This is a genomic window from Domibacillus sp. F004, from assembly GCF_057814295.1.
The window spans coordinates 984747-1010981 of sequence record NZ_JBVATB010000001.1 but is presented as its reverse complement, the minus strand read 5'-3'; the positions used below and the strand labels follow the sequence as shown (position 1 = coordinate 1010981).

Annotated in this window: 31 protein-coding genes and 2 pseudogenes; 23 read left to right on the top strand and 10 right to left on the bottom strand. The window is 40.1% G+C overall.

Going from position 1 to position 26235, the window contains the following annotated elements; genetic code table 11:
• Positions 1-7 precede the first annotated feature (7 nt).
• Positions 8-502, bottom strand: coding sequence for a L,D-transpeptidase family protein (locus tag ACZYRN_RS05330; protein WP_488910459.1), 495 nt, complete (start codon positions 500-502; stop codon positions 8-10).
• Positions 503-663: 161 nt separating this feature from the next.
• Between ACZYRN_RS05330 and purT the strand changes: the two genes are divergently transcribed.
• A complete protein-coding gene (gene purT / locus ACZYRN_RS05325; protein WP_488910458.1) occupies positions 664-1830 on the top strand; it encodes a formate-dependent phosphoribosylglycinamide formyltransferase in 1167 nt (388 codons plus the stop codon).
• Positions 1831-1867: 37 nt separating this feature from the next.
• On the opposite strand, the gene ACZYRN_RS05320 is transcribed toward purT, so the two are convergent.
• The gene (locus tag ACZYRN_RS05320) at positions 1868-2431 is read right to left on the bottom strand and encodes an SLOG family protein (RefSeq protein WP_488910457.1); all 564 of its coding nucleotides are present in this window, start codon (positions 2429-2431) and stop codon (positions 1868-1870) included.
• A gap of 83 nt (positions 2432-2514) precedes the next feature.
• Between ACZYRN_RS05320 and ACZYRN_RS05315 the strand changes: the two genes are divergently transcribed.
• Positions 2515-4389 (top strand): ABC-F family ATP-binding cassette domain-containing protein, encoded by a 1875-nt coding sequence (locus ACZYRN_RS05315; protein ID WP_488910456.1) that lies wholly within the window; start codon positions 2515-2517, stop codon positions 4387-4389.
• Positions 4390-4508: 119 nt separating this feature from the next.
• Here ACZYRN_RS05315 and ACZYRN_RS05310 read toward each other — a convergent pair whose 3' ends face one another.
• Both ACZYRN_RS05310 and ACZYRN_RS05305 read right to left on the bottom strand, forming a co-directional pair.
• A complete protein-coding gene (locus ACZYRN_RS05310; protein ID WP_488910455.1) occupies positions 4509-5213 on the bottom strand; it encodes a hypothetical protein in 705 nt (234 codons plus the stop codon).
• Positions 5214-5372: 159 nt separating this feature from the next.
• Complete coding sequence (locus ACZYRN_RS05305; RefSeq protein WP_488910454.1) at positions 5373-5612, bottom strand: hypothetical protein; 240 nt, start codon at positions 5610-5612, stop codon at positions 5373-5375.
• Between the two features lie 252 nt (positions 5613-5864).
• Here ACZYRN_RS05305 and ACZYRN_RS05300 point away from each other — a divergent pair.
• The 3 genes and pseudogenes from ACZYRN_RS05300 to xylB all read left to right on the top strand — a co-directional run.
• Positions 5865-6329: pseudogene (locus ACZYRN_RS05300) on the top strand (ATP-binding cassette domain-containing protein); the annotation flags it as partial.
• 101 nt (positions 6330-6430) lie between these two features.
• Positions 6431-7444: a zinc-dependent alcohol dehydrogenase family protein gene (locus ACZYRN_RS05295; protein WP_488910453.1), complete on the top strand. Its 1014-nt coding sequence runs from the start codon at positions 6431-6433 to the stop codon at positions 7442-7444.
• 25 nt (positions 7445-7469) lie between these two features.
• Positions 7470-8954 (top strand): xylulokinase, encoded by a 1485-nt coding sequence (gene xylB / locus ACZYRN_RS05290; RefSeq protein ID WP_488910452.1) that lies wholly within the window; start codon positions 7470-7472, stop codon positions 8952-8954.
• A 123-nt stretch (positions 8955-9077) separates the two neighbouring features.
• On the opposite strand, the gene ACZYRN_RS05285 is transcribed toward xylB, so the two are convergent.
• A complete protein-coding gene (locus tag ACZYRN_RS05285) occupies positions 9078-9323 on the bottom strand; it encodes a YkuS family protein (RefSeq protein ID WP_488910451.1) in 246 nt (81 codons plus the stop codon).
• A gap of 174 nt (positions 9324-9497) precedes the next feature.
• Here ACZYRN_RS05285 and ACZYRN_RS05280 point away from each other — a divergent pair, with 174 nt between their 5' ends.
• Positions 9498-9626 (top strand): YuzL family protein, encoded by a 129-nt coding sequence (locus tag ACZYRN_RS05280; RefSeq protein ID WP_488910450.1) that lies wholly within the window; start codon positions 9498-9500, stop codon positions 9624-9626.
• A gap of 112 nt (positions 9627-9738) precedes the next feature.
• On the opposite strand, the gene ACZYRN_RS05275 is transcribed toward ACZYRN_RS05280, so the two are convergent.
• Complete coding sequence (locus tag ACZYRN_RS05275; protein ID WP_488910449.1) at positions 9739-10116, bottom strand: cytochrome-c oxidase; 378 nt, start codon at positions 10114-10116, stop codon at positions 9739-9741.
• Between the two features lie 219 nt (positions 10117-10335).
• Here ACZYRN_RS05275 and ACZYRN_RS05270 point away from each other — a divergent pair, with 219 nt between their 5' ends.
• Positions 10336-11319, top strand: coding sequence for a cation diffusion facilitator family transporter (locus tag ACZYRN_RS05270; RefSeq protein ID WP_488910448.1), 984 nt, complete (start codon positions 10336-10338; stop codon positions 11317-11319).
• A 6-nt stretch (positions 11320-11325) separates the two neighbouring features.
• On the opposite strand, the gene ACZYRN_RS05265 is transcribed toward ACZYRN_RS05270, so the two are convergent.
• The gene (locus ACZYRN_RS05265; protein WP_488910447.1) at positions 11326-11649 is read right to left on the bottom strand and encodes a hypothetical protein; all 324 of its coding nucleotides are present in this window, start codon (positions 11647-11649) and stop codon (positions 11326-11328) included.
• Positions 11650-11847: 198 nt separating this feature from the next.
• On the opposite strand from ACZYRN_RS05265, the gene ACZYRN_RS05260 reads away from it, so the two are divergent.
• The gene (locus tag ACZYRN_RS05260; RefSeq protein WP_488910446.1) at positions 11848-12426 is read left to right on the top strand and encodes a spore coat protein; all 579 of its coding nucleotides are present in this window, start codon (positions 11848-11850) and stop codon (positions 12424-12426) included.
• Between the two features lie 71 nt (positions 12427-12497).
• Here ACZYRN_RS05260 and ACZYRN_RS05255 read toward each other — a convergent pair whose 3' ends face one another.
• On the bottom strand, positions 12498-13088 hold the full coding sequence (locus ACZYRN_RS05255) for a YitT family protein (protein WP_488910445.1): 591 nt from the start codon (positions 13086-13088) through the stop codon (positions 12498-12500).
• 90 nt (positions 13089-13178) lie between these two features.
• On the opposite strand from ACZYRN_RS05255, the gene ACZYRN_RS05250 reads away from it, so the two are divergent.
• The 12 genes from ACZYRN_RS05250 (at position 13179) to ACZYRN_RS05195 (ending at position 22012) form a co-directional block, all read left to right on the top strand.
• A complete protein-coding gene (locus tag ACZYRN_RS05250) occupies positions 13179-13427 on the top strand; it encodes a spore coat associated protein CotJA (RefSeq protein ID WP_488910444.1) in 249 nt (82 codons plus the stop codon).
• Entirely contained in the window at positions 13420-13683 is a 264-nt protein-coding gene (locus tag ACZYRN_RS05245) for a spore coat protein CotJB (RefSeq protein ID WP_488910443.1), read from the top strand. The genes ACZYRN_RS05250 and ACZYRN_RS05245 overlap by 8 nt, the downstream gene beginning before the upstream one ends.
• A 24-nt stretch (positions 13684-13707) precedes the next feature.
• Entirely contained in the window at positions 13708-14277 is a 570-nt protein-coding gene (cotJC, locus tag ACZYRN_RS05240; RefSeq protein ID WP_488910442.1) for a spore coat protein CotJC, read from the top strand.
• Between the two features lie 109 nt (positions 14278-14386).
• Positions 14387-15418, top strand: a complete 1032-nt coding sequence (locus tag ACZYRN_RS05235) for an FUSC family protein (RefSeq protein ID WP_488910441.1) — start codon at positions 14387-14389, stop codon at positions 15416-15418.
• 126 nt (positions 15419-15544) lie between these two features.
• The gene (locus ACZYRN_RS05230) at positions 15545-16399 is read left to right on the top strand and encodes a dimethylarginine dimethylaminohydrolase family protein (protein WP_488910440.1); all 855 of its coding nucleotides are present in this window, start codon (positions 15545-15547) and stop codon (positions 16397-16399) included.
• A 236-nt stretch (positions 16400-16635) separates the two neighbouring features.
• Positions 16636-17823: an acyl-CoA dehydrogenase family protein gene (locus ACZYRN_RS05225; protein ID WP_488910439.1), complete on the top strand. Its 1188-nt coding sequence runs from the start codon at positions 16636-16638 to the stop codon at positions 17821-17823.
• Between the two features lie 244 nt (positions 17824-18067).
• A complete protein-coding gene (locus ACZYRN_RS05220) occupies positions 18068-18433 on the top strand; it encodes a hypothetical protein (RefSeq protein WP_488910438.1) in 366 nt (121 codons plus the stop codon).
• Between the two features lie 609 nt (positions 18434-19042).
• A complete protein-coding gene (locus tag ACZYRN_RS05215) occupies positions 19043-19246 on the top strand; it encodes a DUF1657 domain-containing protein (protein ID WP_488910437.1) in 204 nt (67 codons plus the stop codon).
• A 96-nt stretch (positions 19247-19342) separates the two neighbouring features.
• Positions 19343-19822, top strand: a complete 480-nt coding sequence (gene spoVAC, locus ACZYRN_RS05210; protein WP_488910436.1) for a stage V sporulation protein AC — start codon at positions 19343-19345, stop codon at positions 19820-19822.
• Positions 19822-20832 carry a stage V sporulation protein AD gene (gene spoVAD, locus ACZYRN_RS05205; protein WP_488910435.1) on the top strand — a complete coding sequence of 337 codons (1011 nt, stop codon included), beginning with the start codon at positions 19822-19824 and terminating at the stop codon, positions 20830-20832. The genes spoVAC and spoVAD overlap by 1 nt, the downstream gene beginning before the upstream one ends.
• Before the next feature lie 77 nt (positions 20833-20909).
• Positions 20910-21116 carry a DUF1657 domain-containing protein gene (locus ACZYRN_RS05200; protein WP_488910434.1) on the top strand — a complete coding sequence of 69 codons (207 nt, stop codon included), beginning with the start codon at positions 20910-20912 and terminating at the stop codon, positions 21114-21116.
• Positions 21117-21151: 35 nt separating this feature from the next.
• On the top strand, positions 21152-22012 hold the full coding sequence (locus tag ACZYRN_RS05195; protein WP_488910433.1) for a DUF421 domain-containing protein: 861 nt from the start codon (positions 21152-21154) through the stop codon (positions 22010-22012).
• Between the two features lie 70 nt (positions 22013-22082).
• Here ACZYRN_RS05195 and ACZYRN_RS05190 read toward each other — a convergent pair whose 3' ends face one another.
• Positions 22083-22766 (bottom strand): DUF421 domain-containing protein, encoded by a 684-nt coding sequence (locus ACZYRN_RS05190; protein WP_488910432.1) that lies wholly within the window; start codon positions 22764-22766, stop codon positions 22083-22085.
• Between the two features lie 139 nt (positions 22767-22905).
• Here ACZYRN_RS05190 and ACZYRN_RS05185 point away from each other — a divergent pair, with 139 nt between their 5' ends.
• On the top strand, positions 22906-23535 hold the full coding sequence (locus tag ACZYRN_RS05185) for an MBL fold metallo-hydrolase (RefSeq protein ID WP_488910431.1): 630 nt from the start codon (positions 22906-22908) through the stop codon (positions 23533-23535).
• Positions 23536-23785: 250 nt separating this feature from the next.
• On the opposite strand, the gene ACZYRN_RS05180 is transcribed toward ACZYRN_RS05185, so the two are convergent.
• Positions 23786-23935 carry a ribbon-helix-helix domain-containing protein gene (locus ACZYRN_RS05180; RefSeq protein WP_488910430.1) on the bottom strand — a complete coding sequence of 50 codons (150 nt, stop codon included), beginning with the start codon at positions 23933-23935 and terminating at the stop codon, positions 23786-23788.
• 83 nt (positions 23936-24018) lie between these two features.
• Here ACZYRN_RS05180 and tnpB point away from each other — a divergent pair.
• Together tnpB and ACZYRN_RS05170 are read left to right on the top strand one after the other, a co-directional pair.
• Positions 24019-24972: pseudogene (tnpB, locus tag ACZYRN_RS05175) on the top strand (IS200/IS605 family element RNA-guided endonuclease TnpB); the annotation flags it as partial.
• A 205-nt stretch (positions 24973-25177) separates the two neighbouring features.
• Positions 25178-26137 (top strand): aldolase catalytic domain-containing protein, encoded by a 960-nt coding sequence (locus ACZYRN_RS05170; RefSeq protein ID WP_488910429.1) that lies wholly within the window; start codon positions 25178-25180, stop codon positions 26135-26137.
• Positions 26138-26235 lie beyond the last annotated feature (98 nt).

Here is a 26235-nt window from a genome sequence, read left to right as displayed (position 1 = left end):
AGAGGGGTCACGGTCGAATATTAACAGAAGTACCGTTTGGAACGGTTTTTGCCAGCTCCTCCACATCTTTATTGTGCATACGGACGCAGCCCAGTGATACATATTTCCCGATTGATGACGGATCATTTGTGCCATGAATGCCATAGCCTTTTTTAGATAAGCTCAACCACATCGTTCCATAAGGGCCGCCAGGATTTGGTGCTCTATTAACAATGATAAAGTTACCAACAGGTGTGTCATGAAGCATTCTGCCAACGCCAATCGGATATACTTTTCTCGTCTGTCCTTGATAGAGTAAAGTGAGTGTTCTTTTTAAAAGTGAGATATGGATGGAAAAAGGAATCGTGGCGGGAGAAGGAAGGCCTGGAATTCGGATTCTTTGCCCTACATAAATCATATTTGGTGTGATCCCTGGATTTGCTGCAATAAGTGAGGCTAATGAAACACGATAATCTCCAGCGATTGATGAAAGAGTTTCGCCTGCTTTAACAATATGGATCATATTAAAACCCCTTTATGCCTTAATACTTCATCTTATTCAGAGCAAGTTGAAAATTGCATCGATGCACGTAGATCGTGTAGATATTCATGCTTATTTATATTGAAACGCATTTTCCTGTGCGCTATGATGAAGGAAAGAATGTACGTCAAGGAGTGGTTTGGATGAGTGGACTTAAAGCGAAAAAAATAATGCTGCTTGGCTCCGGGGAACTGGGGAAAGAAGTGGTAATCGAGGCGCAGCGTTTAGGCGTAAAGACAATAGCTGTTGACCGGTATGAAAATGCACCGGCGATGCAAGTGGCGCATTCCTCTTACGTGATCAATATGCTTGATGGTGCAGCGCTTCGTGAACTTATTAAACAAGAACAACCGGATTACATTATTCCAGAAATTGAAGCCATTGCGACGGAAACATTAATTGAACTCGAAAAGGAAGGCTATACGGTTATTCCAACGGCAAAAGCAGCGAATTTGACGATGGACCGAGAAGGGATTCGCCGTCTTGCCAGTGAAACACTGGGATTGCCAACCGCAAAATATGAATTTGCGGATACGCTTGAGGAATTAAGAGAAGCCGTGCAGATCATTGGCACGCCGTGTGTCATTAAACCGATCATGAGTTCATCGGGAAAAGGACAAAGTATTTGCCGCTCGCTCGATGATATCGAAATATCATGGAAGGAAGCGATGGAAGGCGGCCGTGCGAAAAAAGCGCGTGTGATCGTTGAAGAATTTATCACGTTTGAATCAGAAATTACACTTTTAACGGTCCGCTCTGTCTCAGGTACAATGTACTGTGCCCCCATAGGACACATTCAGCAGGACGGCGACTATATTGAATCGTGGCAGCCTCATCATATGACTGAAGAACAAATCGAAGAAGCAGAGAATATGGCAAAAAAGATCACGGATGCCCTTGGTGGATACGGATTGTTTGGTGTAGAGCTATTTATCACACGAAACGGCATTTATTTTAGTGAAGTATCACCGCGCCCTCATGATACTGGCATGGTCACGATGGTTACACAAGACTTATCCGAGTTTGCTCTTCATATCCGTGCGATTTTAGGTTATCCAATTCCAGCGATCCGTCTCGTAAGACCAGGTGCGAGCCGGACGATTAAAGCAGCGGAAGAAAGCACAATTTATCACTTGGAAGGTGTCGGGAAAAGTTTAGAAACACCGGACACGCAAGTGCGTCTTTTCGGCAAACCCGAAACGAAAACCGGGCGACGAATGGCGGTTGTATTAAATGCAGCGGACTCCGTTGAACAAGCACGTGGACAAGCGAAACAGGCGGCTTCCCACATAACGATCTCGTATAAATAACGAAAAAGCTGTTCCGCTTTTCCCGGAGCAGCTTTTATCACCAATCTGACCGCTCTTTTTCTTGAATTTCTTCCGCAACTGTCTGTAAATCATACATGTTAATCGTTATGACAGAATAATTGCTAGACTCAATCCGTCGGTCAGCCGCTTTTTTTAAAAATAGTGGAGAGCCTTCTTTTTCTTCATCGTAGACGAGCAGAAGAGCATCTGTATGATCAAGCGAGAACTCGTCGCGTGCTTTAAATTGCCAAGGGGCGATGTATGGCTTTTTCGAGACAACATCCACAAAATCAGCCTGATCCATAATCATTTGATAAAATTCTTTCCGTTCTTCTTTCCAGTTTTTCTCCTGTTCTAAAAAGGGCATAAGCACACCCAGTTTCAACTGGGGAAACTCATTTTTTAACTCGAGGACTACTTCTGCTGCCCATAACTCAACCCCAGGCTGACCGCCAATAATGACCCATTCAAGACCTTCTTCTATTAACACACGCAGCTGCTTTTCAATCGCTGCCTTAATAATTAAGATGCCTGGATTTTTCGTGTCCCAAATGCCTAGTTCATGGCTTTTGTAGCCTGAAAGCAAAATCGATTTGATCAAATACATCACCTCTCGTTAATTATACACGCATTGAACATAACAATGTTAGAATAGAAAAAAGACTATGGATGAAGGAGCTCAACATGAAAGTTTATACAATGGACGGTTTAACAAAAACACTTGGAGAAAAAACGTTATTTAATGCTATTTCTTTTTCGATTGCAGAAGGGGATAAGATTGGGGTTCTTGGAATTAATGGAACCGGAAAGTCAACGTTGCTTAACATCATCGCAGGACTCGATGATTATGATAAAGGTGCAAAAGATCATCCAAATGATTATTCGATATCGTATTTATCACAAAACCCACAGTTTAATGAAGAATTGTCGATTATGGAATTTCTTTATGCAAGTGAATCACCGGTGTTTACAGTCATAAAAGAATACGAAAAAACGCTGTTACAGCTACAAAATCAGCCTGATCATACAGACTTGCAAAGTCAATTAATGAATCTTCAGCAACAAATGGATACGTTAAATGCATGGGACACGAGTGCGAATGCCAAAACGATTTTGACAAAACTCGGTCTGCCTGATTTTACGAAAAAGCTGGCTGAGCTATCAGGCGGGCAGAAAAAGCGGGCAGCTCTTGCTAAAACGCTTATTGAAACTCCTGATTTGCTCATTTTGGATGAACCGACCAACCATCTCGATTATGACAGCATTAAATGGCTGCAGGAATACGTGCAAAAATACCAAAAAGCGGTCTTGTTTGTGACACATGACCGTTACTTTTTAGACGGTGTGTCAAGTGAAATATGGGAACTTGAAAAAGGACATCTCTTTGAATATAAAGGAAATTACAGTGACTTTTTAGAATCCAAAGCAATAAGAGAAGAAAATGAATTGCTGGAACAAGGAAAAAAAGAAAGTTTGTTTAAAAAAGAACTCGCGTGGATGCGAAAAGGGGCTAAAGCACGGACGACGAAACAAAAAGCCCGTATCCAGCGTTTTGAAACACTTGATGAAGACGTGAAAAATAAAACAAATCAGGATTCACTCGAAATTGAGCTAAGCGGCGCACGTCTGGGCAAAAAAGTACTTGAATTAAAAAGTGTGGCCAAATCCTTCGGCAGCCAGCCCATTCTTCATGATTTCTCTTTCTTATTCAAACGGGGCGACCGGATTGGCATTGTCGGGCGCAATGGCTCCGGCAAGTCGACATTGTTAAATATCGTTTCAGGCAGGGAGATGATTGATTCTGGGGAGCTGGATATTGGCCAGACGGTCAAAATTGGCTACTATACGCAGGAAAACGACGATATGAATGACAATTTGCGTATGATTGAATACATTCGTGAAACAGCGGATTCTATTCAATTGAAAGACGGCAGCTACATTTCAGCTGCGCAGATGCTCGAGCGGTTTTTATTTCCGATGCATACACACGGTACGCCGATCCGAAAGTTATCCGGGGGAGAAAAACGCAGACTGTATTTGCTGAACATTTTAATGTCTGCACCAAATGTCTTGCTTTTAGATGAACCGACGAATGACCTTGATACACAAACGTTGACGATACTAGAAGACTATTTAGAAACGTTCCCGGGCGTCGTTATTACCGTTTCCCATGACCGCTATTTTTTGGATAAAGTGTGCCATCAGCTGCTTATTTTTAAAGGAACCGCCGTTATTGATTCTTACTATGGCAGTTACTCAGACTTTTTAGAAGAAAAAGAAGAACCGGCTGAAGTGGAAGTGAAAACAGCACCGATACCGCAGCAGCGTCCTGAACGAAAAAAGAAGATGTCGTATTCGGAAACGAGAGAATGGGAAACCATCGAGGAGGACATGGAAGCAGTGGAACAACGATTGACCGACATTTCATCAGAAATGGCCACTGCCGGAAGTGACTTTGAAAAGCTCCGCCTGCTCATGGAAGAAGAGTCAGAGTTGAAAGCAAAACTCGATCATCTGTTAGAACGGTGGGAGTACTTAGCGGAAATAGCGGAAGGCTAAGCTACTCGGTGCTGAAGTACGAAGGTTTTTGCAAAGATCATACAGGACGCTTAGGCTAAATCATAGACGAAAAAGGCTCCCAATTTAAAGGAAGCCTTTTTCGTCTATGAAAAATTTACTTATCCAGTGATCGTAGCACTCCAATTTCCGCCGCCCCGGTCACATGTGAACTGACCGGTCACCGTTCTGCCATTCGGGCTAAGAGTCCCTCTGTAAGTACAATTATTCCCGTCGCTGCTGTTTCTTCGTTGAACACGGACATTGTTGCCCTCTATCGTAATCGTCAATACAGCGGTAACAGCTGTTTGCCCCGGTTGTGTCCATCTACCATCAAAAACATTGCTGTTGCCCCGTCGAGTCCAAACGGCTCGCCATGCCCCTTCTTGTACATCCCATCTTCTTCCCAATTTGTCTTGCGGTTGGCCCCGGTGTTCAATAACAGCACTCCAATTTCCGCCGCCACGATTACAAATATTCGTACCTGAAGCCGTTCTGCGATCACGACCAAATGTTCCTGTATAGTTACAATTGTTTCCATCACTGCTATTTCTTCGTTCAATAAAGACGAAGTTACCTGATGTATACATGGTCAAAACGGCCGTAATATCCCTTTGTCCAGCCATTGACCATCTGCCGTCAAAAACATTGCTGTTACCCCGTCGAGTCCAAACGGCTTGCCATCCACCTTCCTGTACGATCCACCTTACTCCTAAATCGCCGCCAGGCCGCTGAGCATAGGCGATATTAGTAGGAACGGCCTCATAAGATGGAATTCCTGGGTAGTATGAGTTTCCATAGTAATACGGATACCAATTGTTATACATACACATTCTCCTCCGGTAGAATATAGTTTAAAAAAAGACTTCGAATCATCATATGTAAAAAATGAAAATGGGTACATTTTTAACAAAAAATGAATGAAAAAAACAGCCATTCTATATATGTATATAGAATGGCTAACGGGCGTTTATATAGAAAAAGAATTATTTGTTTGCGATTGAAGAAATAGTTTCATATTCGGATTTTTTTGTCACATTCGTACTCGTGTACGAACGTTCCTCTTTATCTTTTTTTTGAATGGATTGGCTAAGCAATCCCTGTATCCCCATGAGAAAGGCTAGTTCCACTTTCGGGCTAAGTTTCCCCTCGGATTCAATAAGATCGTTTAATTCATCTAGCTTGTCCAATATAATATCATTAATAAATTCAATATTTTCTTTCAAACACATCAGCTCTCCTTCGCATGTAAATTATGTTTGATCTATAATCATCAAGTATATGCAGCTCACTTTAAATATATGCTAAAAAACGAATGAACTTTGGCGTTGTATGAGTTTTGTCTACAAACTGACGAGACCGACCCTTCTGATGGTCTTTTTCTCTTTCTTATTGGGATTACAGCCTTTGCTTGCTTCTTCCCAAGGAGAAAAAGCTTCAAGAAGCATAGATAATAGAGATTGTGTGTCCATTTAACAATATTTTACGGGACCATCATGGAAAGTTATGGCCGTTTAGAAGCAACGGATGAAGAAGTCATGGCTGCGGCAAAAATGGCTTCTGCGCATGGGTACATCAAGCATTTGCCCGAAAAATATCATACATTCATCACTTCCGGCGGCTCCAACTTAAGCCAGGGACAACGTCAATTGCTGTCAATTGCCAGAGCCATTTTAGCGGATTCAGATATATTGATTCTTGATGAAGCCACATCGAGCATTGATACGAGAACGGAAATTGAAATTCAAAAAGGGCTGAATCATTTAACAGAGGGGCGGACGAGCTTTGTCATTGCGTATCGGTTAAAAACCATTGAAAATGCTGACCGGATTTTAGTCATCCATCATGGAGAAATTATTGAATCTGGTACGCATCAGGAACTGTTGCAGGAGAAAGGCTTTTATTATGGATTGTATAATAGTCAGTTTAATTACAGGGCATGATGCAGTTGTGTCATATTTAGCTTTAGCAAAATCTAGTATTATAGAATGAATAATTTTGCTAAAATAGCGGTATGAAAGCGAATTCAATAGGGGGGACGAAATTGAAAGCATTAGTAATAGAAGAACCGTATAAAGCAATAGTGAAAGATGTACCTTATCCGGCACCGTCGTTTGGAGAAGTAACAATTAAAGTAAAGCACACTGGGATTTGCGGTACAGATATTCATATTTTTAAAGGGGAGTTTGTGTCACCCTATCCCATTATTCCAGGGCACGAGTTTTCCGGTGTTATTCATGAAGTCGGCGAGGGAGTGACCGGGTTTGTTATAGGGGAAAGAGTGACGGCAGATCCTTCTTTATTTTGTGGAGAATGTGAATTTTGCTTAACCCATCGCGGCAACCAATGTGAAAATTGGGGGGCTCTTGGAAACACTACGGATGGGAGTATGGCGGAATATGTAAAGGTTCCCGCGAGAAATGTAGTAAAAATTCCAGATTCACTTTCTTTTCAAGAGGCTGCGTTTATCGAACCGATGGCATGTGTGGTTCATGCGATGAATCGTCTTGATTTACAAGTAGGAGACCGTGTTCTTTTATTTGGAGCAGGGGCAATGGGTCAGCAGCTTGTTCAATCATTAAAAATGGCTGGGGCGTCTGAACTTGTCGTTGTGGATATTGATCAAGCAAAACTCGATATGGCACTGGAGTGGGGAGCTACGAAAGGGATACTGAGTCAAGAAATCGACCAATACTTGAACAAGGAAACATATCCAAATGGATTTGATGTTGTCGTAGATGCTACGGGAATACCAGCTGTAATTGAAACAGCATTTGGCTATCTTGGAAAGGCGGCAAAATATTTACAATTTGGTGTCACGCCTCAAGATGCAAAAGTCACCTTGGATCCATTTAAATTATACAACCAAGATTGGACCATTTTAGGTTCTATGGCTATTAATTATACATTTCTTCCTGCTTACCACTGGGTCAAAGAGGGAAGAATTCAACTTGGCCATCTCATTTCCGATCAGTTGTCTCTTGAGGAAACGATTGATTTCTTAAAAGGTCCACGCAGCAGCAGTCAATTTAAAGTACAAGTGCAAATCGATAAATAAATATTCACCCGGTAAGGAGAAAATCATGACCAATCATCCATTTTTATTAGGTATTGATGTAGGAACACAGGGAACAAAAGTTATGGTAATCGATAGCACAGGCCAGGTTGTTTCTACCGCACAAGTCTCTTATCCATTTGATAGTCCTAAGCCTGGATGGACTGAACAAAGCCCTTCTTTATGGTGGGATGCCGTTGTTACTTGCCTCAACATGCTCTGGGAAAAAGGAATTGATTCTACGGCTATTCGAGCAGTAGGGACGACTGGACAAATGCACAGCTTAGTAGTCTTGGATGATCAAGATAATCCCATTCGGCCTGCTATTTTATGGAATGATGGACGCACAAAAGCAGAGTGTAAAGAGATGGAGGATATCATTGGAGCGGATCGGTTATTCAAGGCTGTTCAAAACCCGATTCTGCCTGGTTTTACTGCCCCTAAACTTCTTTGGCTGAAAAAAAATGAACCGCATTATTTTTCTCGTATTAAAAAAATGTTAATGCCAAAAGATTATATCGCATACAAGTTGACAGGCAGCTATTCAGCAGATGTAACAGATGCAAGCGGTACATGCCTAATGAATGTACGAAGAAGAGAATGGGCCTGGGATATAATTAAAGATCTTGGTTTTTCTGAAGAATGGTTCCCACCCGTTTATGAAAGCAGAGAAGTCATTGGGAGGATTTCTGAAAAAGCCGGCCGGTTAACGGGCTTGCCGGTTGGAATTCCCATTGTAGCCGGAGCTGGAGACAATGCTGCAGCCGCTTTAGGTAATGGGATATTTGAAGAAAAGAAAGGCAATATTAGCATTGGAACATCGGGGACGGTCTTCATTCCTTTGAAGGAATTGCCTCATACACAAAGGGATGAAGCAAATACACTTCATTTATTTTGTCATAGTTTACCGGGGATGTGGCATGCAATGGGTACAACGTTATCCGCCGGAATGTCGTTAAGATGGCTTCGGGACATGTTTGAAAAAAGTTCATATGAAGAATTATTACGGAATGTTGATCAAGTGAAGCCAGGGGCGAATGGACTATTATTTTTCCCTTATTTAAACGGTGAGCGGACACCCTTAAACAATCCAGAAGCGAAAGGTGTCTTTTTCGGGTTAACATATGAGCATAATAGAGCAAGTATGGCGCGTGCTGTTATAGAAGGTGTTTGTTTCAGTTTAAAAGATGCTTTAGGGATGATGAGAAAAGCAGGAATTGATGGAAGCAGTTGGACGGTAACAGGCGGGGCCATTAAAAATCCACTCTGGACATCTGTACTTGCAGATGTCTTACAGCAACCGCTTTACGTTCATAATGAACGAGAAGGACCAGCCTATGGTGCAGCTATTCTTGCCGGCTTAGGCAGCGGAATATGGAAGGAACTTTCTGACTTAGCTATTCTTTATAAACAGCCGGAAATAATCAGCTTCCGAGTGGAAAATAAAGAGATATATGATCGTCAATTTGCTCGGTACCAAACCATTGCTCAAACAATCAATCCTCATTTTTAAAGAGGAGATCGTTTAAAGGGATACGTTAAAAAATAAAATATAAAAAACCGGGTGCTTAGGCAAGTTCTAGACCCGGTTTTTTTATTAGACAGGTCACGCCTCTCGGCACAGAGTGGACCATTTTTAGTGCATACTTTCCTCCACTTGTCGGCAAACTTCATTAGCCGACAAACCGCTTGCCTCAATGACAGGGGCCATTGTTGAAATATCTTGTGCTCCCATTACGTTTGAATCCATTCCCGTTACAACACAAGCAGAACAATTTTTTGCGTCCTCAGCCGACTTTAAATCAACCACATCATAGCCTTTTTCTCGAAGAGCCTCGGTAATATTTGTTAATGACTGTTCCACGGCAATTTTTTTCGCCATTCATCATACCTCCCCACGTTAATGTCTAATTGGTGAAACCTCCATCATCAAGAATTTTTTACTTGATGATGGAGGTTTCACCTTCTAGATTGTCTGTTCAATCATATTTTATACGGCCTTTTTCAGAGAATAAAAATAGGAACGAATTGAGACAATAAGAGAGGAGGTGATAATATGGGAAAGCGGAAAAAAGACCCGTCAAAGGCGGAATTAGGTTCACCAGAGGTTAAAGGACAAGGAACGACGAATATAGAAACTGGTGAAAGAATGGTATCTTCAGCCCGGCATAAAAAGAAGAAATAGAATAAACGATCATTAATGGTGCAGAAAATATTTCCATAAAAAAGCAGGAAGGGAGAATCCTTCCTGCAAACAGTATGACTTGTACATTGCAACTTCTGGTTTGTGTATTTTATTATTTGTCCATCTGTTTAAATAAATTAACGGCAAATAATAAAACACTAATTACAACAAGAATGGAACCAATAATCGCCACAGGCAAAAGGGTTGTTTCACCCGTCCATATTTGAACGCCTATAGCGATCATCATGACAGGAACACCGATATTATGAAGCCAAAATTGAATTTTAGCTACTGTCGTGCTCGCTGCATCTGGATAGAAATGATAAATAAGTCCGAATAGAGCCATTGATACCCATCCAAGCAAATTAATATGTGCATGAACAGATGTCAGCCGGAAATCATGAATAATGCCCATCGTAAGGCCCAGTAGGACACCTAGGATAAAATAAACAATAGAAATCTTTACATATAATTTCCCTACTATCTTCATCTCCTCTTTAAAGATTACATCCCTGCAATCGAATATGTATAATACAAACTGCCTTTTAATTATAATAAATAATAAGGAAAAAAGAATCATATTTTTGTTAATTTATCTCATATTTTTGTAAATTTTTTATTTATTTATTTATAAAAATTTTACTAAAGGTGAGGATATAAACAAACACTCCTAGGGTATAGTTACATATAGAAAAATTAGGAGGTTTATATGGCGATCATTCAGTTATTGAAAAAGGGAAATACCAGTTCAGGTATTGCAGCAAGTGGCAATATGGTGTTAGCTGTTTTAAAATTTATGGCGGCAGCATTTAGCGGGAGCGGGACGATGTTTGCCTCGGCTATGCATTCACTAGCAGATGCTGTGAATCAGGGATTTGTCTACTTTGGCAGCGCATTGGCAGAGATGAAACCGTCCAAACGTTTTCCGACCGGGTTCGGACGGGTGGTTAACATCTTTTGTATGATCGCAGTCATTGTCGTCACGATTATGGCATACGAAACAATATTAAAAGGGTGGAAACTGCTTCAGCACCCTGAAGAATCATCGGACTTTTGGTTAAATATAGCTGTTCTCGCGGCGGCGATCATCATTGATGGATTTATTTTGTTTAAAGCGATGAAAGAAATTTTAGAAGAAGCACATGTTAAAAAAAGCGGCAATATTCTAACGCAGGCGTTTCGAAATGTTGGCAAAGCATCACCTGCAACGCGCCTTGTTTTTTATGAAGATCTAGTGGCGACTTCAGGCGCCTTTTTAGCGGTGATCGGGATTACGCTGGCTCAGTTGTTTGGTATTCTAGAAGCAGACGGCGTGATAACCATACTAATCGGGTTGCTGATGGTTTTTGTTGCTTTTCGTGTCGGATATGACAACATGGTAGGACTGATTGGTGTGGCAGCTCCTGTTGAAGTGGAAGAAAAAGTAGCCAAAGTTATTTTAGAAGACGCAGATACCGTAGACATTCGTCATTTACGCATTTTACAGGAAGGCCGCGCGTATCATGTCGATGGTATTATCGAACTACGTAAAGGATTATCACTTGCAGAAGCGGATGATATTAAGTTCCGTGTCAGAGACCGGTTGCTAAACGAAAAAGAAATTACGGATGTCGCGCTCGGCATTATTGAAGATGACGATAAATCAAGCTGGCAAACGCAGCAAACAATAAACAATGAAGCAAACCCGAATTGATCCAAATCAATTCGGGTTTTTCAAGTGCCGGTTATGTTTTGTTTGTTCCATTTTTTCTGTCACGACAAACGCTAAATCGTCATTTCCATAAAGTGAAAGCACATTTAACAATGTTTCATTGGCAATCGTGCCTGCTTCTTCTTTAGAAACAGTTAACTCAACGGCTTGCTTAAGTGCATCGTTAGCCGCTTGATTCGGATAGGCTTGTGTGTACAGTTCAATGGGATTAAAGTCATTGTTAACACACCATTGAGCGAAAATAAACACCATCATTTGTTCATCACGCTGATAATTTTTAATAATATTGTTTTCCAGCTCTTTTTTATTCATTTGTTTTAATCCTTTCCACTTGGTAAATAGTGATTGCTATTGTTCATTTTTGCATAACAAAGGGGAAAAAGACAGTGTAGCGATACACACTATTTTCATTTTATAAGCAGCGCAATGTCAGTAAATAATTCCATCGTATAAAAAAGAATCGATGCTCCATAATAAGCGCGTACCACAATCTTGAGGAGGCGAATACAGATGAATATTTCCCCACAGTTTAACCACGGTGCACATGAGATCTTTGATGTACATGAAGTATTATCATGTACAATCGGCGCATTAAACAAGTACACGGCGCTCCGGTCAAAAGTACAAGATCAAGAACTGCTTGACATACTGGATCGCCAGCATCAATTTATGGAGCAGACGTACAACACGATTGTAGATTGCTTTAGATCCGGTCAAGATCCGGCAGTACCGACAAAAACGTACATGATGAAAGAGGACAACACATTCAAATTTGGCCTAACACCAACTCAGCCAAAAAAACCGATTCAATCAGAAGCCGAAATTAATGATGAGATTATTTCTGGATGGATGCTTGGCACGGCTAAATCATTAGCTACAGTAAAAACAGGTGCTGCGTTGGAAACGACAAATCCAGTTGTACGCCGTGTAATTGCGGATTCGATTCCAAACTGTATCGAAATGGCATATGAAATTTCTCTTTACCAAAATAAAAATGGCTACTATCAAGTGCCGCAGCTTCCAATTACAGACATGCAGGCAATCATGCAATCATATGCACCTGCCGCTATGTCAACTTCGGCACGTTAATTAAAAACAATCCCGCTGTCATAAAGACAGCGGGATTGTTTTGGAGAAAAAAGACGACAGATAAAAATAATTTATGTTGCCCTTTTATTCTTTATGGAAAACAGAGTGGTCATAGTTCCTACACAAAAGACAGTGATGCAAGATAAGAAAGGAGAACGATGTAAAAAGATGAGGCTTCCGTTAAAAATAATGAAGAAATCAATCAGAAAAATCATAATTCCTGGATTCGTGTTTAAATACTTGGCAAACATTTGACCAAATAAATCAGTTCCGCCGATACTCGTATCAAACCGAAGCATAAGGCCAATGCCTGATCCTACAAAGATTCCCCCCATTACCGCATGTACAGAAGGAGATAGAGACCAATTAGTTCCTAAAGAATGCAGTGGATAGAGCACATCAATCATGAGGGAGGAAAACATCATTCCATGAAGGCTGTTATAGAAATAGGAGCGTTTATACAGCCATGCCAACGTAAAAATGGGAATACTCATGATAATCACAACAAATCCGATCTTTATCCCCGTCAAGTAGTGAAAGATCAAGCCAATTCCAATTGTTCCCCCATCCAGTAATTCATAAGGAACGAGAAAAACATTCACCCCAATGCCTACTAAAAAGCTTCCCGCCATAATGACAATTGTTTTGTGTAGAAAGGGCATATTTCTCCGCCTTTGATAAGATATTTTAGCATATACAAGAGAGGGATCGTATATGATTACAAAGTAAGTTATTTAGTGAGGTGAAGAGAAATGAATAACAGTCCAAAGACGTATACAAAAGTAAAGTCGTACGTTCCATTTCATGCTCCTTGTGACCCTTGTCCCCCCATTGGTCGTAAATATTACAGTACACCGCCGCACTTATATTTAGGATTCCAACCACCAAATCTTTCGCAATATTCTCCGATAGAGGCATTGAAAAGAGGGACATTATGGCCTGTTTTTTATGATTTTTATGAAAATCCTTATAAAAAGAAAGCAGGTAAGGATAATGGCTAAAACATTGCCTGAAGAGTACTATAAACAATTGGAAGAAATACAAGCGGCTGACTTTGTTCTAATTGAATTAACTCTCTATTTGGACACTCATCCAACTGATGCGCAAGCGATCCAACAATATAATCAATATGCCCTTTACAGCAAACAGCTTAAGGAAAAATTCGAATCAGTATTTGGCCCTATTCAACAAGGCAGTCTCAATCGCACACCTGAATTTTGGGCATGGAAAGAAGGCCCGTGGCCGTGGCAAGTTTAACGAAATGAAAAAGGTGGGAATCCGATGTGGAATTATGAAAAAAAGCTTCAGTATCCTGTAAAAGTCAGTACGTGTAATCCGACTTTAGCCAAATATTTAATGGAGCAATACGGTGGAGCAGACGGTGAACTTGCGGCAGCACTCCGCTATTTAAATCAACGATACACAATTCCTGAAAAAGTAATCGGATTGTTAACTGACATTGGAACAGAAGAATTTGCTCATTTGGAAATGATTGCAACAATGATATACAAATTAACAAAGGATGCCACGCCACAGCAGTTACGAGACGCAGGTCTCGGTGAACATTATGCCGCTCATGACAGTGCTTTGTTTTATAATAACGCAGCAGGCGTCCCATTTACCGCTGCCTATATTCAAGCGAAAGGTGACCCGATTGCTGATTTGTATGAAGACATTGCAGCGGAAGAAAAAGCAAGAGCGACTTATCAATGGCTTATTGATATATCCGATGATCCCGATTTGAATGATTCGCTCCGTTTCTTAAGAGAAAGAGAAATTATCCACTCCCAGCGTTTTAGAGAAGCGGTTGAAATATTAAAAGAGGAACGTGATCGCAAAAAAATATTTTAATTAATCAATGTTCTAACACGAATGACTTTATTTATATGGACACTTTCACTAAAATCAAGTGAAAGTGTCTCTTCTTATTTAAGAAGGATGACAGAATGGAGATGGAATAATGACTTTAGGGCCGCGTGTACTAAAAACAGGAATTGCCGTGACATTGGCATTATACATATGCTTTATTTTAAAATTAGAGCCTGCTGTCTTTGCAGGAGTAGCGGCGATATTTGCGGTTCAGCCGTCGATTTATCGCACATGGAGACAGTTGTTTGATCAGATCATAACGAATACATTAGGGGCGGCAATTGCGCTCTTTTCCATTTATTTTTTAGGAGATAATCCAATTATGATTGGGCTTGTCATCATATTGGTTATATCCATCAGTTTAAAATGGAAGATGGAAAATACGATCCCGCTGACGCTCGTTACCGTGTTGGCGATTATGAGTGCGCCAAGAAATGAAGAGCTCTTTTTTACGATGAACCGCTTTTTCATTATTATCATTGGAATTGGGTCAGCACTTCTTGTTAACCTTTTCATCTCCCCTCCGAAATACAAGGAAAATTATTTAGGAAAAGCACAATCCATTTTCCAAAATATGTCGTTGCTTTTGCGCACGGCTGTTTCAAATGAAATGACAGAGACATCATTTCAAGAACACAGTAAAAAGTTGAAGACAGATGTTCAAAAGCTAGAAGAGCAATTTAAGATCTTTGATGAAGAAAGAGAAAAAATGGCAAAATTAAAACCAGTCGATGTACGAGAAATCGTTGTATTTAAACAAATGTTAAAAACGCTTCAACAAGGGGAGGAAGTGTTAGAAAATATAGAAGAGCACTATTTCCAAAGCAAGACGACAGATGAAGAAGATCATCTATTCGATGCACACCTTGAACAGCTGACAAGGTATCATGAATATTTATTTCTGAAATATGAAGGAAAAATAAGAGAACAGGGAAGTCCCAGTGAACAGGAGATATGGAGCCGAAGCAGAGTTTTTTTTGAACAAGCATTAGAACGGTACATCGAAAACAAAGACCAAAAATTGCGGCTATTCATTATTGCCTCGTCGATAGTGGAATATACGTTTCATTTACAGCGGTTGGATCAATTAATTGATCAGTATTATAAAACAAGAAATAAGTAAAAAGGAATGTCTCAAAAATATCCTTTAGTGGTGAAGTACGACAAAGAAGGAAAGAAGATTTGTTTACATTTCGGTAACAAAAGGGAAGAATATATTGAAAATGTATCCTTTCTGGGAGGTTGCCGAATGACAGTCGTTTCAAATCAACATAAGCGAATTCAATGCACGAATGAATATGATGAACTCCAAAAAGTCATTTTATGTGAACCCGAGTTTATGGCTATTCATGAAGTAATTAACGAAACACAGGAGCATTATAAAAAAGAAAACATAAATATTGAACGTGCGATGAAGCAGCATGCTCACTTTAGTCAATCTCTCCGTGATCATGGGGTGGAAGTTATTAAACTGCCACCTGTTCAGCGTTATCCGGAACAAGTCTTTACAAGAGATATTGGGTTTACAATTGGACACACTATTTTTGCTGCCGAAATGGCTGCTGACATTAGACAAGGAGAGGAATATGAACTGAAAAAGTGGCTTGAATCAGAGGGTATTTCTTATCACATCCTAAGCGATAATTCGATTGAAGGCGGGGATGTCATTGTTAATGAGAAGACTGTCTATGTCGGGATAAGCAGCCGGACACATGAAGGATCCGTTGATGAACTAATACGTTTATTACCGGGATATGAGGTCGTCCCCATTCCTTTTCATGAAAGATATTTGCATTTAGACTGCGTTTTTAATATTATCTCGCCAGAGGAAGCATTAATTTTTCCGAAATCGCTTGATCAAGACATAATAAATAGGCTGTCGTCACGATTTGATTTGATTGAAGTGTCAGAGAAAGAGCAGTTTACTCTTGGAACGAATGTGCTTTCAATCGGCAGAAAAAAAGTAATCAGTCTTCCCCAAAATAAAAGTGTAAACAGGCAGCTTAAAGAGCGAGGCTACACGGTCATTGAGGTGGATATCACCGAAATTATTAAATCCGGAGGCTCTTTTCGCTGCTGCACATTGCCGATTTTACGTGGATAAGACAAAAAGTTTTTATGTGTTATTTTAAAGAACCTACCCGAAAATTCAACAATTTGTTCAGTTTTCATAACAAAACATTAAATACTAATTGACTTATAGGTTTAATTTGTTTTAAGATACCATTAAAGTTTTTGAAAATTTAGTAGGCCGACTAGATTACTGGAGGCTCTCAATTCAAGGTGGAACTTATCTTGAGATGGGAGCTTCTTTATTTTTTGCAACAGTGAAGGGAGAGAATGGATATAGCAACGATAGAAAAAAAACATGCTTACCTTAAGATCGCTAATGAACTGGCGATAAAATTTGCTAAAACAGCAGTTGAACGTGATAAGCGAGGAGGGACCGCAAAAGTCGAGCGCAATCTACTGCGTGAAAGTGGCTTACTTTCACTTCTTATTCCGACGTCTCTAGGAGGAAAAGGAGAAAACTGGAAAATAGTTTTCGAAATAACACGCGAACTCGCAAAAGTGGATGGATCGATCGCCCATTTATTCGGCTATCATTTTTTATGTTTGACATCTGTCCATCTGTTCGGATCTCAACAACAGAAAGAGAAGCTTTACGCAGAAACAGCCGAAAAGAATTTGTTTTGGGGAAATGCCTTTAATCCTCGAGATGAAAATTTGCTGCTCAAGAAAGAAGGACCTCAATGGCTATTGAGTGGGAAAAAAAGCTTTTGTTCAGGTGCAAAAGATTCTGACCGCTTATTGATTTCAGCAAAGAGCCCAGATTCTGATCGGCCTATTATTGCTGCTATTCCGACTAACCGTACAGGAATTATCATAAAAGATGATTGGGACAGTTTTGGACAGCGGCAAACAGACAGCGGGACGGTTCTTTTTAATGAAGTGTTACTGAAGAAAGAGGAAGTACTTGATTTTCATGAACAACATCTCGAAGGTTTGTTTCCTACAATCCGGACGCACATTGCCCAAACCATTTTAGTTCATGTCATGCTCGGCGTTGCGGAAGGGGCATTTGAAGAGGCAAAGAACTATACAAAAAAAGTGACTCGGCCTTGGCTGACTTCTCACGTAGAGAAAGCAACAAGTGATCCCTATACGATTCGCCAATATGGAGAATTATTCGTTCAATTAAAAGCTTCAGCTGCACTCGCTCAACATGCAGCAGATGCCTTGCAAGATGTGTGGGAAAAAGAGTGGTCGTTAACAGAGCAAGAACGAGGGGAGTGCGGGATCGTCATTGCAACAGCAAAAGTTTCCGTTGCGAAAACGGCCTTAGAGGTAACAAATCGAATGTTTGAAGTGATGGGAGCAAGGGCTACCTCAGCTCAATATCAGTTTGACCGTTTTTGGCGAAACGTAAGAACCCACACATTGCATGATCCGATTGATTATAAAATTCGTGATATTGGAAATTGGGCCCTTAACGATCAGTTGCCGGAAAAGACACCTTATTCTTAATAAATAAAGCAATGAGTCAGTACTATGAGAATATCTTCTGAAGATACGAATTTTCAAAAAATGTAGACAATAAAATTTGAATTTAGTATAAGAGACTTATTTACATTAAAACCACGTTAATAGTGAGAATAATAGGAATGATTTTCCAACAATTGCTCATTTAGCTGGGGCTATAGGGATTGACTTAGGGAATGTCAGTCTAGATACACCGCTTGAAAATATTGAAGCGGAAGGAACAAGAAGCTTGGTCGACTGGGTTCAACAAAGCACACTAGGAAGAATCCCAACAGTTGAAGATCTTGCTCGACTGCAAGGTAAAACGACTCGTATTGTGGGGACTCCTGAAACGATAGCAGACCAGCTCGAGCAATGGCGAGCGGCAGGCGTTGATGGCATCAATGTCATGAATGCGACCATTCCTGGTTCGTATGAAGAATTTATCGATCAAGTGATACCTGTTCTTCGTGAGCGTGGTTTAGCAAGTGATGAGCAGGGTGAACTAGGCACGCTTCGCCATAAACTTTTTGGAGCGGATCGACCCAGTAAACGTCATCCTGCTGCACGATATAGGGGTGCTTTTGGGAGCAGCATTATACGTCAATTTAGCTAATTCTGTCATAGTGTAATCAAAGACAAGCAGATTCTTAGGAGTCTGTTTGTTTTTTGATGAATAATATATATGCTGAATATCTGTCTTACGAAGGGATAAAAAACAGACATTTCGATTCTTTTCCGGAAGCGAAAGGATGTTATAATGGAGAAACAATAGTATAGGTTTTCTCAAGGGTGGTCGGCGCATGCTTTCTCCATGTTTATTGTGGAGAGGAGGTGATGCCGTATGACAGTTTTTCAATCACTTATGTTCGCTGTTGCGTTCGCAGGTCTGATTGTGTCGATATTGTCATTTTATAAAAAAGACTAAAACCGCCCTTGAGTTTCGTCGGCTCAGGCGGTTTTAGCTGCTTTGGTGTCGACTCCTATTAGGGAACCGACTATTGTATGGCCGTTTCGATGCTACAACATCGAAGCGGTCTTTTTTAATGTAATACAGTTATATCATCATTATACCCGGTTTTCCAGAAAAATAAAACCGATTTAATTTAGCGAATGATCGATATGAGAAAATCGGCTTTCATAAGTGGATATATTTTCAATTCATAAAAAAACCTTTTTCCCCCATCCTAATATTGTTCTTAATGATTTAGAGGAGGAATTAAATATGACAGTAATTAATGATGTGAAGCAAACAATGGCTGGACTTAAAACGGTTCAGGCGAGCTTTGAAACGTTTGCGCTTAGCACGGATAATCAACAAGCCAAAACGCTCTATGAAAATGCTGCTCAGCAAACACAAACAATCATTGATAATTTCTCTCCACGCATTGAGCAAATTATGCAAGAAGAACCTCAGTACAATCAGTAATAACGCTTTGAAAAGGTTGGTTATTCTCGCCAGCCTTTTTTCCATTGATCAATTTGAAGGCACATACAAGAAAAAAGAACTGGATGTGGTACAAGTATGCCAAATAATCAAAAGAAAGAATTAACACCTGTGCAGCAGGAATATCAAGTTCTTCAAGATCAGCGAGAAACAAAACGGCCTGTTGTTCGTAATTGCATAAAAGCTTTTTTTGTAGGCGGACTGATCTGTTTAATTGGGCAGGCGATCCAATTTTTTTATATCTTTTTTTTCAATTTCACGGAACAAACAGCTTCACATCCAACAGTAGGAACATTAATTTTCATCGCACTGCTTTTAACGGGCTTTGGTATTTATGATCGAATTGCTCAATTTGCAGGAGCTGGATCGGCTGTACCGATTACTGGCTTTGGAAATGCTGTCATTTCTGCTGCTATTGAACATCGGACGGAAGGATACGTGCTAGGTGTAGGCGGCAATATGTTTAAATTAGCAGGTTCGGTTATTTTGTTTGGTGTTTTTTCCGCTTTCGTAGTAGCAACGATTAAAACAATTTTAATGATGTGGGGTGGTTTTTAATGTTAGCGGGTCATCGTACATGGGTCTTTGACCAAAAACCTGTTATTATCTCCACTGGAACGGTAGGCGGACCGTTCGAGGCAAATGGGATGCTTGCGAATGATTTTGACCTTCTTCATTCTGATTTATGGTTACAACAAGATACGTATGAACAGGCCCATCGCGTGCTTTTTGAAGAAGCTTGCCAAAAAGCAATGGAAAAAGGCGGCCTGCGAAAAGAGCAAGTTCAGTTTCTGCTTGGAGGAGACCTTATTAACCAAATGACGCCGACAAGTTTCACGAGCCGAACATTAGGAACTCCATACATTGGTTTATTTGGTGCCTGTTCAACTTCAATGGAAGGGCTCGCTCTTGGCGCCTACATTGTCAATACGAAGGGAGCCAAATATGTATTAACAGGGGCTTCAAGTCACAATGCAGCGGTTGAAAAACAGTTTCGTTATCCGACTGAATACGGAGCACAAAAACCCCCTACATCACAATGGACCGTAACAGGAGCTGGAGCTGCTTTGTTAAGCGATGAGGGAGAAGGTCCTCATGTAACGTCTGCAACAATTGGCCGCGTTATTGATATGGGGCTGACTGATCCATTAAATATGGGAGGGGCAATGGCGCCGGCAGCCGTCGATACAATAGAGGCGCATTTAAGAGAACGAAATATTGATCCTTCCTACTATGACTTGATTGTAACGGGAGACCTTGGACAGGTTGGACATGAAGTTTCCCTAGATCTATTTAAAAAACATGGCACTCCTATACAAGAAGAGCAATATAAGGACTGTGGACTGATGATTTACCGGGAAGGACAGCCTGTTTTGGCTGGAGCCAGTGGACCAGGATGTTCAGCAACGGTCGTGTATGGCCACTTGTTAAACCGCATGAAAAAAGGCGAATTTAAGCGAATACTCGTTGTTGCGACAGGGGCTTTATTGTCGCCATTAAGCTTTCAGCAAGGTGAAACCATACCATGTATTGCTCATGCTGTATCGATTGAATATGGGGATGAATAACACGATCGTATACCTTTCTTTGCGAGAAAGAAACCTTTAGTAGCTACATGAAGAAAGAAGAAGGGAGATTTTAAAAAATGACTGTTGCGTCAAGTGTAAAACAATGTTTGGCTAGCCTCAAAGGCGCAGAAGCGAGCTTATCCGGTTTAGCATCCCGCACGCAAGATGAAGAATCCAGACGCACTTTGCATGAAGCAATGATGGAAGTGAACGAAATCGTAACCGATTTGAAAAAACGGGTGGGAGAACTGGAACGAGAAGAACCTCAGTACAAAGGATTTTAAGTAAAACACAAGTATATTGCAGGAGGTGCTAAACAGTGCCAGAGTGGTTAGAAGTCGTATTACGGGCTTTATTGTTTTTAGCGGCTCTTTTTTTCATTACAAAGCTGCTTGGGAAAAAACAACTGTCACAATTGTCTTTTTTTGAATACGTCACGGGTATTACCATCGGAAGTATTGGTGCAGAAGTGGTAATGGGCCTTGAACGAAACATTATGCATGGCATTCTGGGACTTGTGATTTTTGCTGCTATTCCCTTTTTAGCAGGATTGCTTTCGTTAAAAAGCAAGACCTTCCGTGATTTTGTGGAAGGTAAAGGGGTTGTATTCATTAAAAACGGAAAAATTATGGAAGATAACTTGAAAAAGGAACGGTACACAACAGATGAACTGTTGGAATTACTTCGGCAAAAAGATGTTTTTCGAGTGGCGGATGTAGAATTCGCTGTACTAGAGGCAGCGGGTGATCTAAGTGTATTGCTCAAAAAAGAAAACCAACCGCTGACTGCGAAAGATCTTAACATACCCGTTGCCCCCATTAAGGAACCTCAAACCGTGATCATGGATGGAAAAATTTTGGATGAACCATTGGCTACCATTAATCAAAGCAGAAATTGGTTGAATACTGAGCTCGACAAACTAGGTGTAACGATTGAAAATGTTTTTTTAGGGCAGGTGGATTCTTATGGGCAGTTAACTGTTGACCTTTATGATGATAAAATTGAAGTTCCACCGCCTACGGAGATGCCATTATTATTCGCGACATTGAAAAAATGCCAAGCCGATTTGGAGCTATTTGCTCTTGGAACAGAAAGAAAAGAAGCCAAGGATATGTACAGCAAAAACAGTGAAAAGTTACAAGAAGTTATTGATAAAGTGACACACATTTTAAAAGGATAAATTCCACCTCTAATAAAAGCCACTATTTCGTGTTCGAATCAGTGGCTTTTTAGCTAAAAAGATAAATATTTCATTTAGGACTTATATGAATGCCTTCACTATCTCGCCAATCGGCAAAGAAAATTCCTTTTTCATCATGATATCCATTAGCCTGTAATTCTTTCTTCAACCATTTTTTATCAAGTCCAATTTCTTGTAAATTATCTAATAAAATTTCACCATCGATAATTAAGCTGACTGGAAGATCTACAGGATTTTCTGTAAGATCAAGGTCTTGTCGATTCGGTTTTTCATACTTGGATTTGAGCAAGATGCTTATATTGCCATTAGGTTCTAATATGCCGTATTTAACTTCACGGACAGAAAATACGTTGTTTTGACGAAGCAAACTTGCTACTTCATTAACATCTAATTTATTTTTACTAAGCATCTTTCGGTCCAAGATGCCATCCCGGATAAGAATAGATGGACGCCCTTCTAATAAAAAACGTGTCGATTTCTTTTTTTGTGTGATAAACTCTATTCCCATCATACAAAGTGTCCATAATCCGACTGCGTATATAAAATGATAAATCTCGACCGTTTGATCATATAAAGTATTTCCTAATAAATCCCCAAGCACTAACACAAAGACCAAGTGATAGGGTGTTAATTGATTGATGGATGTTTTGCCTGTTAGGATAACAATAAAAAATAAGACGGCAAAACCGACGACAACTTTGATTGTCAGCAAACCAATAAAAATGTTTTCCATCCTCCCATCTTATTTTCTTAGCGTTTTATCAGTATGGACATATAAAAGGAATGGTTATACGTCTGCAAAATAATTTAATGCGACAATTCATTAAAATTTTATATAAATCATGGTACTCTTATAGCTAGGAGGTGACATGATGGAATGGATTCAGCTGCCGCTAGGACCGCTTCAAACAAATGCATACATTGTGTATAACGATGAAAGATCTTGTTTAATTATCGATCCAGGCGAAGAGGGACATAAAATTCGTCAGTTCATAAAAAAGAAAGGATTGCAGCCAAAGGCAATCCTGCTAACACATGCTCATTTTGATCATATCGGTGCAGTGGATTCAATCCGTGAATGTTATAGCATACCGGTGTATCTTCATCGAGCCGAAAAAAAATGGCTGTCGAATCCATCATTAAATGGGTCGTCTCATTATGAAGGGATTCAGCCAGTAATTACAAAACAGGCAGATGAATGGTTTACAAAAGAGGAGCAGCTTTTAATTGGAGGTATCTCCTTTTACGTGTACGAAACGCCCGGCCATTCTCCGGGGGGTGTTAGCTTGTATTTTAAGGAAGAGGGCTTTATTATTGTGGGAGATACGCTTTTTGAGAATGGAATTGGCCGTACCGATTTAGCAGGCGGTCAAGAAAAACAACTTTTAAAAAGCATCCATAACAAACTTTTACTATTGCCTAAAGATACATATGTATTGCCTGGACATGATAGTGTTACAACGATTGGCCGGGAATTAGATCATAATCCTTTTTTAAAGTAATCATCAGATGAATAGAAATACATTTTGATGAATATTTTGATGGTATTTAGCGTGGTTGCATTCTAAGGAGTGAATATTAATCCATATCATGTGATGAAAAAGAAAATGCCTGAAATGTAACACCATTCATGAATGAAATGCTGAATGGTGTTACATTAAAATGATTTTATCTAACCCCCATTTTCAAATACGTGAAGGGCACAGCTCAGTATTAAGTGGGGGATGAATCGCCTTCGGACAAGGAAGCGCTTTAGCGGTCTCGATTGTCCGACTGTTCGAGCGCATATTGAATGAGGTAAATAATCGTTTGGGTACGAGTTGTGAACCCCTTCTTTTCTTTGAACTCATCAATACGCTTCAATAATTCTTTGGGGTAACGCATATTTAAAACTTGTGACATGGCGGAATCCTCCTTGTGCATTAAATGATACATGATATACTAAATGTATATTATGATAATACACAAAGAGGAGGTGGAAATCAATGTTGGTAAATAAGGCGTACAAATTTCGTCTCTATCCAAATAAAGAACAAGAAATCTTAATCGCCCAGACAATCGGTTGTAGTCGCTTTGTATTCAATCACTTTTTGGCAAAGTAAAATGACACGTACAAAGAAACAGGAAACGGATTGACGTACAACTCATGTTCCGCCCAATTAACACAAGTAAAGAAGGAATTAGTTTGGTTAAAAGAAGTCGATAGCATTGCGATTCAGTCGTCACTTAAAAATCTTGTTGATTCGTACTCGCGATTCTTCAAGAAGCAAAATAAAGCGCCACGCTTCAAGTCTAAAAAGAACAATGTGCAGTCTTACACCACGAAGCATACGAACGGCAATATTGCGATTGTTGATCATAAAATCAAGCTGCCTAAACTTGGATTGGTCAAGTTTGCGAAGAGTCGTGAAGTCGAAGGTCGTATTTTGAGCGCTACCGTGAGACGCAATCCGAGTGGTAAATACTTTGTTTCTATCCTTGTTGAAGCAGAAGTGAAAGAAAAACCGAAAACAAATTCTTCCGTTGGTGTTGACGTTGGACTCAAAGACTTTGCTATAGTATCAGACGGAACGGTGTATAAAAATCCAACGTTTTTTCGTTCACTTGAAAAGAAACTGGCGAAAGAGCAATGTATTCTTTCACGCCGAAAAGACAGGGCGATCAAGCAGAAACGCCCGTTGTCTGAATCAAAAAATTATCAAAAACAGCGCATAAAAGTGGCTCGCATTCACGAACGCATAGTAAGCGCACGAACAGACTACTTGCATAAGATCAGCACCGGCATCATCAAAAACCACGATGTGATCGGGATTGAAGATTTGCAAGTATCCAATATGCTCAAGAACCACAAGTTAGCCAAAGCCATCAGCGAAGTAAGTTGGTCACAATTTCGTACTATGCTTGAATATAAGGCGAAGTGGTACGGGAAACAAGTGGTGGATAGTTCAACGGTTCTTTGTTAATCAACGAGAGAAGAATGGAAGATAAAACCAATGTACGTAATTGTCAATTCTCCCATTACAGTTTAGAACGTTCACCATTTGAAAAATAAGTTTGACACCTTTAAATGAATCATGATATAAAGCATAAATATTCAAAAATAATTTGATTAATGAGCATAATCAACAGGAGGAAGTTACCACTATGGAACACCGCAGCAATATTTTAGACTGTACCATCCGTGATGGAGGTTTAGTCAACAATTGGGATTTCAGCATTGAATTTGTTCAAGACCTGTATAATGGCCTAAGTGCAGCAGGTGTTGAATACATGGAAATCGGCTACAAAAATTCAGCGAGGCTTCTTAATGCGACTGAGCCCAATCCATGGAGATTTCTTGACGATAATTTCCTGAAAGAAATTATCCCTGAGAAAAAGTTCACGAAGCTATCTGCATTAGTAGATATCGGGCGTGTAGACTCAAATGACATTCTGCCACGTGAGCAAAGTGTTTTAGATATGATTCGAGTAGCATGCTATATCCGTGAAGTGGATAAAGGCTTAGAGCTTGTACAAATGTTCCATGATTTGGGTTATGAGACTTCGCTCAACATTATGGCTTTATCCAGCGTGCCTGAGCATCAGCTTATTGAAGCGTTTGAAATGATAAAAGAAAGCCCCGTAGATGTTGTGTATATCGTGGACTCCTTTGGGAGCTTGGATCCTGCGGATATTGAACATCAAGTAAAAAAGTTTCATTCGATGATTCCTAACAAACAGCTCGGGATCCATACGCATAACAACATGCAGCTGGCATTCGCCAATACATTAACTGCGATGAAAAATGGGGTTACTTTCCTTGATTCGTCTGTTTATGGCATGGGTCGTGCGGCGGGTAACTGTAACACAGAGCTTCTCGTTAGCTACATACAAAAACCACGTTATGAAATTAAGCCAGTTTTAGGCGTCATTGAAAAGCACATGTTAGAAATGCGTCAAAAGTGGGAATGGGGCTATATCATCCCTTACATGATATCTGGTGTGCTCAACGAACACCCACGTGTCGCCATGGCTTACCGTGGCAGTGCAGATCGGGATAAATTTGTAGATTTTTATGACAAGGTAACAATACCCGAAACCACTTCGGCCTCAGCGTCGAAGTAAATTAGATTATTAACTGTAATTCATATTGGTATTTTACAGTTGCCTGCGGGCGGTTCTTTTTATTATGAGACCAAGGGGCAGGTTAGCATGATTATGAA